This window comes from Ruegeria sp. (assembly GCF_965243365.1).
Taxonomy (GTDB): domain Bacteria; phylum Pseudomonadota; class Alphaproteobacteria; order Rhodobacterales; family Rhodobacteraceae; genus Ruegeria.
The window spans coordinates 1,166,743-1,181,064 of the sequence record NZ_CBDEUW010000002.1 but is presented as its reverse complement, the minus strand read 5'-3'; the positions used below and the strand labels follow the sequence as shown (position 1 = coordinate 1,181,064).

Annotated in this window: 17 protein-coding genes; 10 read left to right on the top strand and 7 right to left on the bottom strand. The window is 58.9% G+C overall.

The window, feature by feature from the left end:
* Positions 1-117 precede the first annotated feature (117 nt).
* Positions 118-855 carry a metallophosphoesterase family protein gene (locus tag ACP0GE_RS09590; RefSeq protein ID WP_424831726.1) on the top strand — a complete coding sequence of 246 codons (738 nt, stop codon included), beginning with the start codon at positions 118-120 and terminating at the stop codon, positions 853-855.
* Here ACP0GE_RS09590 and ACP0GE_RS09585 read toward each other — a convergent pair.
* The gene (locus tag ACP0GE_RS09585; RefSeq protein WP_424831725.1) at positions 842-2,359 is read right to left on the bottom strand and encodes a malonate--CoA ligase; all 1,518 of its coding nucleotides are present in this window, start codon (positions 2,357-2,359) and stop codon (positions 842-844) included. The genes ACP0GE_RS09590 and ACP0GE_RS09585 overlap by 14 nt on opposite strands.
* Before the next feature lie 159 nt (positions 2,360-2,518).
* Here ACP0GE_RS09585 and serB point away from each other — a divergent pair, with 159 nt between their 5' ends.
* Genes serB through ACP0GE_RS09565 form a run of 4 tightly spaced genes read left to right on the top strand, consistent with a single transcriptional unit; the run spans position 2,519 to position 4,524 of the window.
* Positions 2,519-3,397, top strand: coding sequence for a phosphoserine phosphatase SerB (serB, locus tag ACP0GE_RS09580; protein ID WP_424831724.1), 879 nt, complete (start codon positions 2,519-2,521; stop codon positions 3,395-3,397).
* 39 nt (positions 3,398-3,436) lie between these two features.
* On the top strand, positions 3,437-3,766 hold the full coding sequence (locus tag ACP0GE_RS09575; RefSeq protein ID WP_424831723.1) for an ArsR/SmtB family transcription factor: 330 nt from the start codon (positions 3,437-3,439) through the stop codon (positions 3,764-3,766).
* Positions 3,754-4,182 carry an SRPBCC family protein gene (locus ACP0GE_RS09570; protein WP_424831722.1) on the top strand — a complete coding sequence of 143 codons (429 nt, stop codon included), beginning with the start codon at positions 3,754-3,756 and terminating at the stop codon, positions 4,180-4,182. The genes ACP0GE_RS09575 and ACP0GE_RS09570 overlap by 13 nt, the downstream gene beginning before the upstream one ends.
* A 21-nt stretch (positions 4,183-4,203) precedes the next feature.
* Complete coding sequence (locus ACP0GE_RS09565; protein WP_424831721.1) at positions 4,204-4,524, top strand: YciI family protein; 321 nt, start codon at positions 4,204-4,206, stop codon at positions 4,522-4,524.
* A gap of 5 nt (positions 4,525-4,529) precedes the next feature.
* On the opposite strand, the gene ACP0GE_RS09560 is transcribed toward ACP0GE_RS09565, so the two are convergent.
* Positions 4,530-5,528 (bottom strand): asparaginase, encoded by a 999-nt coding sequence (locus ACP0GE_RS09560; RefSeq protein ID WP_424831720.1) that lies wholly within the window; start codon positions 5,526-5,528, stop codon positions 4,530-4,532.
* A 178-nt stretch (positions 5,529-5,706) separates the two neighbouring features.
* Between ACP0GE_RS09560 and ACP0GE_RS09555 the strand changes: the two genes are divergently transcribed.
* From ACP0GE_RS09555 to ACP0GE_RS09540, 4 genes are all read left to right on the top strand, one after another.
* The gene (locus ACP0GE_RS09555; protein WP_424831719.1) at positions 5,707-6,240 is read left to right on the top strand and encodes an invasion associated locus B family protein; all 534 of its coding nucleotides are present in this window, start codon (positions 5,707-5,709) and stop codon (positions 6,238-6,240) included.
* An 87-nt stretch (positions 6,241-6,327) separates the two neighbouring features.
* A complete protein-coding gene (locus ACP0GE_RS09550; RefSeq protein WP_424831718.1) occupies positions 6,328-6,705 on the top strand; it encodes a lysozyme inhibitor LprI family protein in 378 nt (125 codons plus the stop codon).
* Positions 6,706-6,785: 80 nt separating this feature from the next.
* Positions 6,786-7,970, top strand: coding sequence for a 23S rRNA (adenine(2503)-C(2))-methyltransferase RlmN (rlmN, locus tag ACP0GE_RS09545; protein ID WP_424831717.1), 1,185 nt, complete (start codon positions 6,786-6,788; stop codon positions 7,968-7,970).
* Between the two features lie 228 nt (positions 7,971-8,198).
* Positions 8,199-8,813 carry a cytochrome P460 family protein gene (locus ACP0GE_RS09540; protein WP_424831716.1) on the top strand — a complete coding sequence of 205 codons (615 nt, stop codon included), beginning with the start codon at positions 8,199-8,201 and terminating at the stop codon, positions 8,811-8,813.
* Positions 8,814-8,816: 3 nt separating this feature from the next.
* Here ACP0GE_RS09540 and ACP0GE_RS09535 read toward each other — a convergent pair whose 3' ends face one another.
* The 3 genes from ACP0GE_RS09535 to ACP0GE_RS09525 all read right to left on the bottom strand — a co-directional run bounded on the left by ACP0GE_RS09535 (position 8,817) and on the right by ACP0GE_RS09525 (position 11,794).
* Positions 8,817-10,475, bottom strand: coding sequence for a U32 family peptidase (locus ACP0GE_RS09535; RefSeq protein WP_424831715.1), 1,659 nt, complete (start codon positions 10,473-10,475; stop codon positions 8,817-8,819).
* A 63-nt stretch (positions 10,476-10,538) separates the two neighbouring features.
* On the bottom strand, positions 10,539-10,877 hold the full coding sequence (locus ACP0GE_RS09530; RefSeq protein ID WP_424831714.1) for a hypothetical protein: 339 nt from the start codon (positions 10,875-10,877) through the stop codon (positions 10,539-10,541).
* On the bottom strand, positions 10,874-11,794 hold the full coding sequence (locus ACP0GE_RS09525) for a DnaJ C-terminal domain-containing protein (protein WP_424831713.1): 921 nt from the start codon (positions 11,792-11,794) through the stop codon (positions 10,874-10,876). The genes ACP0GE_RS09530 and ACP0GE_RS09525 overlap by 4 nt, the downstream gene beginning before the upstream one ends.
* Positions 11,795-11,953: 159 nt before the next feature.
* Between ACP0GE_RS09525 and ACP0GE_RS09520 the strand changes: the two genes are divergently transcribed.
* Positions 11,954-12,337 carry a hypothetical protein gene (locus ACP0GE_RS09520; protein WP_424831712.1) on the top strand — a complete coding sequence of 128 codons (384 nt, stop codon included), beginning with the start codon at positions 11,954-11,956 and terminating at the stop codon, positions 12,335-12,337.
* On the opposite strand, the gene ACP0GE_RS09515 is transcribed toward ACP0GE_RS09520, so the two are convergent.
* Both ACP0GE_RS09515 and ACP0GE_RS09510 read right to left on the bottom strand, forming a co-directional pair.
* A complete protein-coding gene (locus ACP0GE_RS09515; protein ID WP_424831711.1) occupies positions 12,338-13,435 on the bottom strand; it encodes a cystathionine gamma-lyase in 1,098 nt (365 codons plus the stop codon). It lies immediately after the preceding gene.
* 3 nt (positions 13,436-13,438) lie between these two features.
* A complete protein-coding gene (locus ACP0GE_RS09510; protein ID WP_424831710.1) occupies positions 13,439-14,281 on the bottom strand; it encodes a TIGR00730 family Rossman fold protein in 843 nt (280 codons plus the stop codon).
* Positions 14,282-14,322: the final 41 nt, after the last annotated feature.

The window sequence follows — 14,322 nt, the reverse complement described above, 5'->3', positions numbered from 1 at the left end:
GCGGTGTTGAATATCGGTGACAATCGGAAGCCCGCGCCCGGGATGGCGCGGGCGTTCTCTTTTGTACTGCGCCGTTTTGCGCCAAAAGGTCCTCACATCAGCCTATGAGGGAATGACATGACGACTCCGATCTATGCTGTTGGCGACCTGCACGGGAACGTCGCTGAATTCGACAGGATCCTGGCCTTGATCGAGCGAGATGGTGGTGCGGATGCCCGCGTCGTCTTTCTTGGCGACTATGTTGATCGAGGGGCGGACAGTCGGGGTCTTCTGGACCGGCTGATTGCGGGTCGGGATGCCGGTCGGGACTGGGTCATGCTGCTGGGCAATCATGATCGGATGTTTGCCTGGTTTCTGGAGGATACACCCAGGCACGATCCGCATTTGCTGGTCGGCTATCATTGGCTGCATGACCGGCTGGGTGGTGTCGAGACTCTGCGCAGCTATGGTGTGGAATTCGAAGGACAAATCCGGTTGGAGGACCTGCATGCGATGGCGTTGGCCGCAGTGCCGCGCGCACATATTGCCTTTCTGCGTGAGCTGGTTCGGATGCATCAGACCGCTGATCTGGCCTTTGTACATGCGGGTATCCGCCCCGGTGTTCCATTGAACGAGCAGCGTGAGAACGATCTGGTATGGATACGAAAAAGCTTTCACGATCATAAGGGCCCACATCCAAAGTTGATCGTGCACGGCCATACTCCGGTGGATCGCGCAACCCATTACGGCAATCGCGTGAACCTTGATACAGGCGCCGGCTATGGCCGTCTTGCGGGTGTGGCTGTGTTCGAGGGCCGATGCGGCTGGCTGTTGACCGATGCTGGTCGCGTTCCGTTGGAACCTAGGCCGGAGTGAAGACGTCCTTATAAATTTCACGCAAGGCGTTCTTTTGCACTTTGCCCATCGTATTCCGCGGCAACTCGTCCAGCACGATCAGCTGTCGTGGATGTTTGAAGCGGGCAAGCTGATCTTGCACCGTCGCAAGAATGGCCTGCAGGTCCGGTGTCTGCCCGGCTTCGGGTACCAGAATACCCAGAACGGTCTCACCAAAATCCGGATGCGGCACGCCAATCACTGCGCTTTCCAGCACGCCGGGTTGATCGTCCAACAGCAACTCAATCTCTTTCGGATAGATATTGAATCCACCCGAGATGATCAGGTCCTTGCCCCGCCCGACGATGTGGACATAGCCGTCCTCGTCCACCCGGCCCAAGTCGCCGGTGATAAAGAACCCATCGTCGCGCAATTCTTCGGCGGTTTTTTCGGGCATTTGCCAGTACCCCTGAAACACATTTGGCCCGCGTACCTCGATCATGCCGATCTCACCTTGCGGGAGTGCCTCGCCAGTTTCAGGGTCGGTGACCTTCAGGTCGACGCCGGGCAGAGGGAAACCGACCGTGCCCGCGCGACGGTCTCCGTCATAAGGGTTGGAGGTGTTCATGTTGGTTTCTGTCATGCCATAGCGCTCCAGAATACGGTGGCCGGTTCGGGCCTCGAACTGCTCATGGGTTTCCGCCAACAACGGTGCCGAGCCAGAGATAAACAGCCGCATATGCCGGGCCAAATCGCCTGTGAAGCGATCATCGTCCAGCAGGCGGGTGTAGAAAGTAGGGACACCCATCATCGAGGTGGCCTGCGGCATCAGGCGCAGCATGTCGTTCAGGTCGAATTTGGGCAGAAAGATCATTGATCCACCTGCGGCCAACATGACGTTGGTTGCCACAAACAGGCCGTGCGTGTGAAAGATCGGCAGCGCATGCAGTAGCACGTCATCTTTTGTAAACTGCCACTCCCGCACCAATGTTTCCGCGTTCGACAACAGATTGGCCTGCGTCAGCATCGCACCCTTGGACCGCCCTGTAGTGCCCGAGGTGTACAGGAACGCGGCCAGATCGTCCTCGGATCGTCTCACCGGTTCGAATGCGGTCAGCATGCCAAGCGCGCGCCGCATCAGACTGCCACTGCCATCGGCGTTCAGTGTTTCCAAACGAGCGTTCTGAGCCTGGGCCAGAGGGGCCAAGCCTGCTTCGTTAACTGTGTCGCAAACCACCAGCGCAGCCCCGCTGTTTTCGATGAAATAGGTCAGCTCGGCCGTTTTGTATGCGGTGTTTAATGGCAGGAAGATCAACCCCGCCTGCGCGCATGCCGCATAAAGCGCCAGCATTTCCGGCGATTTCTCGACCTGCACTGCAACCCGGTCGCCGGGTTCCAGCTCTAACCCGGTCAGGGCATTGGCGATGCGCGCGGCCATATCCAGAAACTCGGAATGGGTGATAATGCGCCCATCGGGCAGATGCAGAAAGGCCGTGTCTTTGCCCGCATGAATGCCAAACAAACGATCGTAGAGAGGGTTGCCCATCCCGAATTCCTTTCACTCACCTATTGTGTTGGCGTGAATCTGTCCCGGAACTTTGGCGGGGTAAAGCCTTGATCGTTGTAATTCGTGCCAATTCGAAACTGTCTCTGGCAAACATGCTGCACCTGCGATAAGCGCAGGGAAGCTTGCCGGAGGTCGAAGATGTATGTAGCCACATTGTTAACCAGCCCCACCGCGCCGTCATTGGACCACATATTGGTGGAGTCGCTGCGGAATGCTTGGGGTGGTGGCGACATCCGATGGCTGAGCACCAACGAGGCGGCTGAATTCCCGTTGACCGAGGTGCCGGGCAACCGCTGGGATGCCTGGGCTGAGCTGCAGCAATTGGGCGTGGACCTGATCGTACAGCCCTCTGAAGGGCGGCGCAAAGAGATGCTGCTGGCTGATATGGACAGCACCATGATCCAGCAGGAATGTATCGACGAGCTGGCTGATGAGGCCGGTGTTGGCGACCGCGTCAAGGACATCACCGCGCGTGCGATGAACGGAGAGCTGGATTTCGAAGGTGCCTTGATCGAACGGGTGGGACTGATGGCGGGTCTGGACGAGGCCGTGATTGGCAAAGTTCTGAACGAGCGGATCACTCTGATGCCCGGCGGCAAGAACCTGTTGGGCACGATGCGGGGCAACGGCGCCTACGCCGCGTTGGTGTCGGGTGGATTCACGGCCTTTACTGCGCGCGTGGCCAAGGAATTGGGCTTTGACGAAAACCGGGCCAACACGCTGCTTACACAAGACGGCAAGCTGACCGGCGACGTTCAGCGCCCGATACTGGGGCGGCAAGCCAAGATCGAGGCGTTGGAGCAGATATCCACCCGGCTGGGTATCTCTGAGGCTGAGGTGATCGCCGTTGGCGATGGGGCCAATGATCTGGGCATGCTGGAGCGCGCCGGGACGGGCGTTGCCCTGCATGCCAAGCCTTCAGTTGCGGCGCAATGCGATGTCAGGGTCAACCATGGCGATCTGACGGCGCTTTTGTTCTTGCAGGGCTACCACCGGGACGAGTTCGAGCAGGCCTAAGGGGTTTTCTTTATTTAACTTTAGTGTTAAACAGAGGTCATGAACACACTTCTGGCCGCCTTTTCCGCATTGTCCGATTCTACCCGCTTTGCCATCGTTGAACAATTGATGGAGCAGGGCGAGTTGCCCGCCGGTGAATTGATCGACGGCAAGGGCATGTCCGGTGCCGCGATCTCGCGCCATTTGAAGGTGCTGCGGGAGGCCGGTCTGGTACAGCAACGCGTGCAGGGCACACAGCGGATGTATTCCGTGCAACCCGAGGGGCTGCGGGCGATTGCCGACTGGACCATCTCGAAACGGCAATTCTGGGAAAGCAGCCTCGACCGTTTGAGCGATTTGATTGAAAGGGAGACTTCATGGCCGACCTGAAACTGGAACGGGAGTTTCCCGTTAGTCCCGAAGATCTGTTTGCATGGGTCAGTGATGGATCGAAATTATTGCAGTGGTGGGGTCCCGAAGGGATGCACGTGCCGGAGCATGATCTGGATTTTTCGCGTACTGGTCCGTGGTATTCCGTAATGGAGAACAGCGAGGGCCAGCAATACAAGGTGTCAGGCCACGTGACCCATATTGATCCGCCAAAATCGGTGGGGTTCACCTGGGCCTGGCATGACGATCAGGACAAGCGTGGGCCTGAAAGTCATGTCACCTTTTCTGTTACGGCTACAGCCAACGGGTCGCGTCTGGTTCTGGACCACCGGGAACTGGCGGATGCCGAAGCAGCAGCCAACCACAATCAGGGCTGGACATCGTCGCTGCGCAAGCTCGAAGCGAAGTGCAAGTAAATTTCATCAGGGAGGAGCGTTATGCCCCAATTTTTGTTTGTCTATCACGGCGGTCACACCCCAACGGACCCCGCCGAAATCGAAGCGACCATGGCAGCCTGGGGCGCATGGTTTCAGGACATGGGTCCCGCGCTTGAGATTCCGGGCAACCCGGTGGGTCAGTCCTACACCGTAAGTTCCGGTGGAGTGGCGGATAACGGCGGATCAAACCCGGCTTCGGGTTTTACCGTGATCAAGGCCGACAGCATTGATGCTGCGACCGAGATGGCCAAAGGTTGCCCGATGGTCGTGAACGGGTCAGGCTCGGTCGAGGTGGCCGAGGTGCACGAAATCGAAATGTAAAGGCCTTAGGCGGGGAAGCCCGCCGCAGGTTTGATCACGCCGCATTCCAGCCCGCGACGGCTGTATTGCGTAGCGTTCAGGAATTTGCGGGTGGCCGGGTGATCGGCCTCCAGCACCCCCAGGCTGACCAGCAGCGCGGCGATGGCGCATTCACTGGCGCGGGTCGTGCCGTCGGTGATCTTCAGTGCGATCCCCATTCGCTTTTCCGGGATGATGGCGACGAACACGGCTTCAGCTCCGGTCTTGATTGCAGCGCGGCCCTCCATGGCACGCATCAGCTCGGTGCAGGCGCGGGTTTCTCCGGCGACCAGTTCGGGGTGTTTGATCATGGCTGCCGTCAGCTGCGCCGCCGCGTCGCTGGCCCGGCCGGATCGGTCTGCGGCCGAGGCGAACCATGCCATCGACCGCGCCAAACCTACCAGTGACGTGGCGAAGTTCGGGGCCGAGCAACCATCGATCCCATAAGCCGGGCTGGTTTCACCTGTGGTTTCCTCGACTGCGGACAGGCAGGCCTGCTGCACAGGATGGTCGATCTCAAGATACTCCGGCCCTGCGCCCATATGCTGCGCGACGGTCAGGAACCCGCAATGCTTGCCTGAACAATTGTTGTGAATCTGGCAGGGCGTGTCGTCGGCCAGGATCAGCCCGTCACGGGCGGCCATATCGGCGGGCTCTTGCGGGCCGCAGCGCAAATCCGGTTCAGCCAGACCCAGATGATCCAGCCAGGCCGAAACACGGTCGGTGTGGATATGAGCACCGTTGTGCGAGGCGCAGGCGAGCGCCAGATGCTCGGAATTCAGGCCGTATTTCGCAGCCGCGCCAGATGTGATCAACGGCAGCGCCTGGATCATCTTGGCCGAGGATCGGGGATAGATCACCGCATTCGGATCACCCCAGCTTTGCACGATCTGACCGGTGTCGTCGCAGATCACCGCATGGCCCAGGTGCAGGCTTTCCAGCAATGGACCGCGCCACAGTTCTGTCATTGGTACGGGCTGCGTCATCTGGACCTCCGATTTTATGCGCAAAATTCTGCCAATCGCCCTTTCGCCTGTGGCGAAACCTGCGTTAGTGTGTGTATGTCGGCAAACATCGGAATGCGCAACGTTACAGACGAACCGGCAGGGTTCGCAGTCACATCCGATGGGTATGAGGTATGAGTCGAGCTAGGAGGCTGGACAGATGGGATCGAAACTCGTCCGTGTGATCGCGGGCCTGTGCATGGCCGGGATGGCCACAACCGCAATCGCCCAGCAGGCGACCAGCACCAACCGTGTCGCGGCCAAGACCGATTGGAGCGTGTTTGTCGAAGACGATCCCACCGAATGCTGGAGCGTGTCTGCACCCAAGGAAACCGTGAACACCCGTGGCGGTCGTGTGGTTTCTGTTCGTCGAAGCGATATCCTGCTGTTTGTATTCTATCGCCCGAATGCCGAGGTCAAAGGTCAGGTGACCTTTACCGGCGGATACCCCTTTGCGTCCGGCTCGACGGTCAATCTGGTGGTCGATGGTTCGGAATTCGAACTGTTTACAGATGGCGAATGGGCTTGGCCCGCGACCGCAGCGGATGATGCCAAGATTGTCACCGCCATGAAACGCGGCACCGAGGCTGTTCTGACCGCCCGGTCCGAGCGCGGAACACAGACCAAGGATACCTTCTCACTGCTGGGCTTTACCGCAGCGATTGAAGACGCCGAGACACGCTGTACCAATTAACAGCCGGTTTTCGAAACACGGTATCATCTGACGGATTGCAAGGTAGGATCGGGGCACAACCAGTGTCACCGATACAGGAGTTCTGCGATGCGTCCCGCCATTCTTCTCTTCTTAGTGCCCTTCGCCGCATTGGCTGATCCAACGCTTGAATGTTCGGATGCCCCGTCTCAGGTCGAGATCGGGGATTGTGTCGCGCAGATGGAGGACCGTGTGAATTCTGCTCTGCAAGCCGCTTATGGATTTGCAGCCGCCGCGGCGCAAGAGTTGGATGATGTGACAGAGCGGGATGCGGCCCTGCCTGCGCTTGAGGCCGCGCAGTCCGCCTGGGCCGCCTATCGTGATGCGCAATGCGAGGCCATTGGGGCCTCGTACGGCGGTGGGTCGGGGACCGGAATTGGCATTACAGCCTGTCGCGTCGATCTGGGGCGCATGCGTGTGGACGAATTGCTGCGCTTTGCGAATTAAGCAGCACGATTTCTTTTGATCTTTGCGTGCGATCCTATATAGAGGCGCATCCCAAGCCAGAATCCGCAGAGATACGCCAAATGTCGCCCAAAGCGCCGATCACTCAAGACGTCATGACCATCCCCCGCAAACTGCCCGAGGGGAAGATCAACCTTGTCGGTCTGACCCGCGATCAATTGCGTGCGGCGTTGATCGAATATGGGACGCCTGAAAAGCAGGCCAAGATGCGCACCGGGCAAATCTGGCAGTGGATCTACCAGTGGGGTGTTCGCGACTTTGCCGAGATGACCAACCTCGCCAAAGCCTATCGCGCGCAGCTGGCCGAGAATTTCGTGATCGAAATCCCTGAGGTGGTGACGCGTCAGGTCTCTGAGGACGGCACGCGCAAATATCTGTGCCGCATCGCTGGTGGGCATGAGGTCGAGGTTGTCTATATCCCAGAAGAGGATCGCGGCACGCTGTGTATCTCATCGCAAGTCGGCTGCACGTTGACCTGTTCCTTCTGCCACACCGGCACGCAGAAATTGGTGCGCAATCTGACCGCGGCGGAAATTGTCGGTCAGGTGATGATGGCACGCGACGATCTTGAGGAATGGCCGACCCCGGGCGCGCCGAAGGATGAAACCCGCCTTTTGTCGAACATCGTTCTGATGGGCATGGGCGAGCCGCTTTATAATTTCGAAAACGTCCGCGACGCGATGAAGATTGCGATGGACCCCGAGGGGATTTCCCTGTCGCGACGCCGGATCACTCTGTCGACGTCGGGTGTGGTGCCTGAGATCGCGCGCACGGCTGAGGAAATCGGTTGCCTGCTGGCGATCTCGTTCCATGCGACCACCAATGAGACCCGCGATGTGCTGGTTCCGATCAACAAGCGTTGGAATATCGAGGAACTGCTACAGGCGCTTGCCAGCTATCCCAATGCCTCGAACTCGGAGCGGATCACGTTTGAATATGTGATGCTGGACGGCGTGAATGACAGCGACGAAGATGCGCATCGACTGATCGCGCATATCAAGCGCCACAATATCCCGGCCAAAATCAACCTGATCCCGTTCAACGAATGGCCCGGCGCGCCGTACAAGCGCAGTTCGAACAACCGTATCCGGGCGTTTGCGAATATCATCTATCACGCCGGTTATGCCTCCCCCATCCGCAAGACACGGGGCGAGGACATCATGGCGGCGTGCGGTCAGTTGAAATCGGCCACGGAACGCGCCCGCAAATCGCGTAAGCAGATCGAATCCGAAGCCGGTTTGGGTTGAAAGCACTGATGCACGTGCAAGGCACGGATGAAATACTCTGCGCCATCTGTCTATTCATCTTCAAATTTGCTAATGTTTAATTGCGATCAAGCGGTCTCAACTTCACGCACAAGGCGGTGAGATTGTGATCCGGGTCATAGAAAGAATTTTCAGAGCCGCTATTTTGTGAACGGGTGAACCGGGGCGGCGTTCAGGCGAAACCGTATCAAAGACGGATGGGCCACCACGATGATTACAAAACACACGCAGGGAATTGCGGCTTTGGCCGTTCTGCTAGCCGGAGTGTCTGGAACCATTGCGCAGACCAATGAACAGGATGCGCATCTGGCCATCGAAAACCCGGCTGAGCTGACCAAGGATGAGGCAAATCAGCATTACCGCTCATTGACGCGGCGCATGGCCCGAGGTTATGCGGCGGCTCAGCTTGACCTAATCCGCAACTATCAGAACTGGCCTCTGTTCAACGACGCGCCCTATATCTCGGCCACGCATGGGCAGCGCTTTGTAAACAGCTATGCCAACCGGATGGCGCACAACTACGGGACCCTGGCCGAGGGCGAGGTCCTGCCCGCCGGATCGGTTCTGGCCAAGGACAGTATGACGGTGACGGATGAGGGCAAGGTCTTTGTTGGTGCCATGTTCGTGATGGAAAAACTACCCAAAGACACCAGCCCCGATACAGCTGACTGGCGCTATATCATGGTGCTGCCGGATGGTTCGCTGTTTGGCGACACGATGGGAGACCGCGCAGGTGCGGTAGCCTATTGCCATGACTGTCACGAGGCCGTCGCTGACCGGGATTACACGTTTTATGTCCCCGAGGAGTACCGCGTCGCGCAGTGACCCTCAGACGACCTGATCCGGGAGTTTCAGTGCGGTCGCCTCGCGCCGGCTAAGCTGTTCGCCCTGTTTGCGCCTGGACAGAACCTCGCGCGCCTTGGCGTATTTTTCGTCCTGCCAGAAGATCAGGCAGCCGTTGCAGCCTTTGCCGCAACAGCCCTCGGTACCGATGCGGTTCGTCTTGAAACGACGCTCGTTGCCATCTTCTCCGATCCTTTCGACCAACTCGTTGCGGCGGCGCTCATACGCTTGGGGATTGGTGCGGCCAGTCGTTTCCAGACCCTGCACAAGCTTGTCAAAGCGGATGCGGCTCCAATGTTCGTCAGTCAGCGCGCGTTCCTTGCGCAGGACCGAGTAGACGGGGAACCGCGCGCGCAGGTCTTCGATGTCTTCGTGATCGAACAGGGCAAAGGGCAGGCGGATGATGGTTTTTGTACTGCCATGCACCGCGTCCAGCCGCGCGCCATCGTGGGCGCGTTCGAAATCATAGACCCGCAGTAGAACCGTTTCGCGTGAAATCGGCGAGACGAAATCCAGCACGTCGCCCGGTTCAAGCTTGTTCTTCACCTCGACCAGAAACGCATCTTCGGTCACTTCGGTGACGATCCCGGCATATTCCCATTGCGCGATTGAGGCCGTGTGCTCGTAGTCATGCGCATAGTTGGTCAGGCGACCTTCGTGGAAGGCCAGCGTGTAGCCACGGTTTCCGACGGTTTCGAGTTCGCGCATATAGGGCTTCGGGTCCCAGTTGTCAGGGTCCGCGTGATAGTCGTCGATGGCCATACGATAGGCACGCGCGACAATGGCGGCGTAATATTCCGACTTGCCGCGCCCTTCGACCTTGAGGCTGTCGACGCCGATCTTCAGATACTCATCCAGTTTCGGCATGATGCACAGGTCGCGGGAATTCAGGATGTACGAGCCGCGATCATCCTCTTCGATGGGCATCAGATCGCCGGGGCGACAACCCTCTTCCAGAAGGAACTCGAACAGGTCGGCGTTTTCGTCCGTTATGCGCAATTCCTGATGTGTGCCATCCTTGAGGCGAAGCTTCAGACCATAGTTCCAGCGGCAGGAATTGGCGCAGTTGCCCTGGTTCGCGCCGCGCTCAGCCATGAAATTCGACAGCAGGCAGCGGCCCGAATAGGTCATGCACATGGCGCCGTGTACGAACGCCTCAAGCTTGATGTCGGGGCATTTCTCGCGGATCTCGACCAGTTCGGGGTAAGAGACTTCGCGGGCCAGCACCACAAGCTCGGCCCCCTGATCCTGCCAGAACTTCACCGAGAGCCATGAACAGATATTGGCCTGGGTCGAGATATGCAGTGGCAATTCAGGGGCACGCTCGCGTACGTATTGAAAGACGCCGGGGTCAGCGATGATCAACCCGTCGGGCTTCACCTTACGGACCGTGTCGATGTATTCATCCAGCTTCGGGATGTCTCTATTGTGCGAAAACAGGTTCAGCGTCAGATAGGCGCGCCGCCCATGCCGGTGGCAGAACTCAACCCCTTCGATCACCTCTTCCAGCGAAAATTCGGACTTGGTGCGCAGCGACATATCCGGCGTGCCCAGATAGACCGCGTCCGCGCCGTACAAGATGGCGAGTTTCAACTTTCGCAGATTGCCCGCAGGCATCAGCAATTCGGATCTGGACTGGGTCATGGGGCTACCGGGCAAAGGATCAAGGCGGGTTTCTACGGCAAATCCTGCGTCGCCAAAACCCCACTACCTGCGACGGAACCGCGCTGTGCCGATCACCTCGACCAGTTGCTGCCGCACCGGTTCGGGTTGCGCTTCAACTGCGCTCAGAACCTCGCGCAGCTCGGCCCGCAGCCCGTGCATCTGGTCGATCAGCGAGATCATCATCGACAGCGCATCGGCCTCCATATCGTATTGTTCGTGCAACTCGCAGGCCAGTTCCAGCCGCGCGACGTCGATGCTGTGATAGACCAACCCCTGTTCCGATTGCTCGGGGATCACGATTTCGGCGGCCAGATATTCGGTTAGACGGTCCGAAGTCAGGCGGGCGATGGTTTCGATCAGTTCTTTCTCGGTCAAGGTCATGACGGCATTCCTTTCCGCGGATCGTAGCGATGTGTTTCCCGCCAGGTCTCCATGAATTGCTTCAATTCATCGTCAATCTTGTCCGGCATCGTGACCGTCAACTCGATCAACTGATCCCCACGCTCGGACGAGCCGCGTTTCTTGACTCCCTTGCCGCGCAGCCGAAGCGTTTTGCCGCTGCTTGTGCCTGCCGGAACACTGACATTCACCCCGCCATCGATGGTGGGGGCCGGGACTTTGCCGCCCAAAATGGCTTCATCGATGGTGATCGGCAGAGAGATATGAATATCATCGCCCTGACGATCAAATACTGGGTGTTTGGCGACTGAAACTGTCACCAGTGCGTCGCCCGCAGGACCCTCGCCATAACCCGGAGCGCCCTTGCCCCGCAGCCGGATGGTCTGCCCGTCAGTGATACCGGCGGGGATCTTGACCTCGATCCGATCGCCATCTGGCAGGGTCAGCTTTTGGCTGGCCCCGAACACCGCATCCAGAAAGCTGATCTGAAGCGAATAGTTCAGGTTATGGCCCGGCGCGTGGAACTCCTGCGTGTGCTGACCGCTGAATCCGCCGCGCCCGCGCATGAACTCGGCGAAGATGTCGGACATATCGTCCGGGTTGGCCTGACGTCCACGATAGGGGTTGCCCGCGGCCTCGGCATAATCGCGATAGTATTGTTGTTGGGGACGCTCCTGACCCGAAGCGTCGATTTCGCCGTTGTCATACTTTGCCCGCGTCTCGGGGTCTTTCAACAGATCGTAGGCAGCGGCTGCGGCCTTGAATTTGGCCTCGGCTTCGGCGTCTCCCGGTTTCAGGTCCGGGTGGCACTCCTTGGCGATACGCCGGTAGGCTTTCTTGATCTCGGCGTCGCTGGCATCCTTCGCAACGCCAAGTACGGAATAGGGGTCGTCGCTCATCACACTCTCGCAGGTCGTGGGCATGTCTGATCTTGATGAATGTGTTTTATCATGCGTTTTCAACTGGCCAAAAGGAAGAGGCGATTGAATTGGCTCGAAAAATCCTGCAAGCCTGCTAATATCTGCATGTTTTAACCTGTGATTGACGGAGGCCGACCCATGTCGCGCAGAATTAAGTCCGCTTTGGCCTTGCTGGCCGGAAATGCCATCGGGTTGTTACTGGCGATGCTGCTGCTGTCCGGGTTTGCGATCCGGCCTTTATCCTTCATCGTCGTCGTGATCGTGTTCACTGTGGTTCAGGTTGTGGCAGAACCGTTGATCCTGAAGCTGGGTGAGAAGAAAGCACCAGCCCTGAAAGGTGGGATCGCGTTGATCGTGACTTTCGTCGGCCTGTTGGTCACGGATTTGATCACTGCAGGGCTTACGATTGGTGGCATCTCTAACCTGCTGGCCGCGACGCTGCTTGTGTGGTTGGGTGCTTTGATCGGCAGTATCGTGCTGCCGATCTACGTGTTCACCGAACTGCGTGAGCCTAAGCAGTAGTCACAGGGCGTTCAGGCTGTTTTCGATGGCCTGCCACAGCTCCTCGACCGGCTCGCATCCGACTGACAGCCGAATGAAGGCTGGGTCGACATTATCGCCCCAACGCGCCCGGCGCTCGGCCGAGCTGTGGACACCGCCGAAGGAGGTTGCGGGGCGCAAAAGCGGGCAGGTATTGATGAAGGCCTCGGCCTGGTCTTCGCTGTCCAGCGTCAGGGACAGCAGAAAGCCGAACCGCGCGGTCTGTGCCTGTGCCAGCGCGTGAGATGGATCATCCGGCAAGCCGGGGTAGCGGACTTTGTTGACAGCCGGATGCACAACCAATCTTTCGGCAAGGACCTGCGCCGAATTACACATTCGGTCGAACCGCACGTCCAGTGTCTCCAGTCCGCGATGTAACAGCCATGCCTCATGCGGGCCGGGGATCGTGCCGGAAACGCGTCGCCATTCCTCGACCCGCTCCATGATCTGTGTGCTGCGGCTTGCGACGTGACCCATCAGCACGTCGGAATGACCGCCCATCGCCTTGGTGTCAGACGACACGACAACATCTATGCCAAGGTCCAGAGGCCGTTGGCCCAGCGGAGTCATCGTTGTGTTATCGGCGATTGTGATACCGTCCGCAGCGCGCACCTGTTCTGCCACGGCCCCAAGGTCAATCATGTCCAGACCGGGGTTTGAGGGGCTTTCGACGAGCACCACATCGAACCCGTCAAAACCACCTTTGGTGAACGCTGTGGTCGGGCGTTCCTCAACCACCACCCCCAGATGAGATAGGAACCGGTCGGCCAGCAGACGCGTGACGTAATAACCGTCCGATGGGATCAGAACGCGCGATCCAGCCTTTAGGGTTGCAAACAACGCCGCAGAAATCGCTGCCATGCCCGACGGGAAGATGAGGCAGGGTGCATCTTCCAGATGCGACAGCACGTGCTCCAACTGCACCCATGTCGGGTTGTCGACCCGGCCATATGTGGCATGGCCGTCCGGCGCGCCCGGCAGATGGAACATGCTGCTTTGGGTCAGCGGCAACGCCACCGGCTCACCCTTGTTCAGGGTGTTCCCGCGCAGGTGCAGCATCTCTCCGATCTTGGGGGCCATGGCTCAGCGCCCCGGAATTGCGTCGCGGGGCGGGGCGGGTTCCCAGTTCTCGATGATATCGACGGCCTCTTGCGCGGTGTCGACAAAGCGGAACAGGTCGAGGTCTTCGTCCGATATGGTGCCTGCGTCGGCCAGAGCCTCCCAGTTGATCACCTTCTCCCAGAACGCGCGGCCAAACAGCAGGAAGGGCACGCGATCCATCCGGCCGGTCTGGATCAGGGTCAGGGATTCGAACAGTTCATCCATCGTGCCGAAACCACCGGGGAAGATGGTGATGGCGCGGGCGCGCATCAGGAAGTGCATCTTGCGGATAGCGAAGTAATGGAAATTAAAGCTGAGGTCGGGCGTGACATACAGGTTCGGTGCCTGTTCATGCGGCAGCACGATGTTTAGACCGATGGAACAGCCGCCCGCATCCTGCGCGCCGCGATTTCCGGCCTCCATCACGCCGGGGCCGCCGCCGGTGACGATCACATTCTCGCGGCAGCCTGTGGCGTTGGATTTCTCGGTCATCAGACGGGCAAACTCGCGCGCCTCATCGTAATACTGCGACAGACCGGCCAAGGTTTCCGTCCGCGCGGTGTGTTTTTGCGATGGCTCAGGAATCCGAGCGCCGCCGAACATGACAATGGTCGAGGTGATCTCGCGCTCGCTCATGATCATCTCGGGTTTCAGCAGTTCCAGTTGCAGACGCACTGGGCGCAGCTCATCCCGGCATAGGAATTCGTCATCGGCAAAGGCAAGGCGATAGGCCGGGGATCGCGTCTGCGGCGTGTCCGGAACCTCGCTCGCGGTCGAGCGGTCGGTCTGCGCGTCGCGGAACGGGCTGTGGCGGTCTTCTCTCATCGGTGATCGATCCCTGCTTGCGTGTTTGTCAAACAGCTATA

What these genes read in the sequence shown, in the direction of transcription:
- ACP0GE_RS09590 (WP_424831726.1), top strand. Translation starts at nt 118, where the DNA reads ATGACGACTCCGATCTATGCTGTTGGCGACCTGCACGGGAACGTCGCT.
- ACP0GE_RS09585 (WP_424831725.1), bottom strand. Translation starts at nt 2,359, where the DNA reads ATGGGCAACCCTCTCTACGATCGTTTGTTTGGCATTCATGCGGGCAAA.
- serB (WP_424831724.1), top strand. Translation starts at nt 2,519, where the DNA reads ATGTATGTAGCCACATTGTTAACCAGCCCCACCGCGCCGTCATTGGAC.
- ACP0GE_RS09575 (WP_424831723.1), top strand. Translation starts at nt 3,437, where the DNA reads ATGAACACACTTCTGGCCGCCTTTTCCGCATTGTCCGATTCTACCCGC.
- ACP0GE_RS09570 (WP_424831722.1), top strand. Translation starts at nt 3,754, where the DNA reads ATGGCCGACCTGAAACTGGAACGGGAGTTTCCCGTTAGTCCCGAAGAT.
- ACP0GE_RS09565 (WP_424831721.1), top strand. Translation starts at nt 4,204, where the DNA reads ATGCCCCAATTTTTGTTTGTCTATCACGGCGGTCACACCCCAACGGAC.
- ACP0GE_RS09560 (WP_424831720.1), bottom strand. Translation starts at nt 5,528, where the DNA reads ATGACGCAGCCCGTACCAATGACAGAACTGTGGCGCGGTCCATTGCTG.
- ACP0GE_RS09555 (WP_424831719.1), top strand. Translation starts at nt 5,707, where the DNA reads ATGGGATCGAAACTCGTCCGTGTGATCGCGGGCCTGTGCATGGCCGGG.
- ACP0GE_RS09550 (WP_424831718.1), top strand. Translation starts at nt 6,328, where the DNA reads ATGCGTCCCGCCATTCTTCTCTTCTTAGTGCCCTTCGCCGCATTGGCT.
- rlmN (WP_424831717.1), top strand. Translation starts at nt 6,786, where the DNA reads ATGTCGCCCAAAGCGCCGATCACTCAAGACGTCATGACCATCCCCCGC.
- ACP0GE_RS09540 (WP_424831716.1), top strand. Translation starts at nt 8,199, where the DNA reads ATGATTACAAAACACACGCAGGGAATTGCGGCTTTGGCCGTTCTGCTA.
- ACP0GE_RS09535 (WP_424831715.1), bottom strand. Translation starts at nt 10,475, where the DNA reads ATGACCCAGTCCAGATCCGAATTGCTGATGCCTGCGGGCAATCTGCGA.
- ACP0GE_RS09530 (WP_424831714.1), bottom strand. Translation starts at nt 10,877, where the DNA reads ATGACCTTGACCGAGAAAGAACTGATCGAAACCATCGCCCGCCTGACT.
- ACP0GE_RS09525 (WP_424831713.1), bottom strand. Translation starts at nt 11,794, where the DNA reads ATGAGCGACGACCCCTATTCCGTACTTGGCGTTGCGAAGGATGCCAGC.
- ACP0GE_RS09520 (WP_424831712.1), top strand. Translation starts at nt 11,954, where the DNA reads ATGTCGCGCAGAATTAAGTCCGCTTTGGCCTTGCTGGCCGGAAATGCC.
- ACP0GE_RS09515 (WP_424831711.1), bottom strand. Translation starts at nt 13,435, where the DNA reads ATGGCCCCCAAGATCGGAGAGATGCTGCACCTGCGCGGGAACACCCTG.
- ACP0GE_RS09510 (WP_424831710.1), bottom strand. Translation starts at nt 14,281, where the DNA reads ATGAGAGAAGACCGCCACAGCCCGTTCCGCGACGCGCAGACCGACCGC.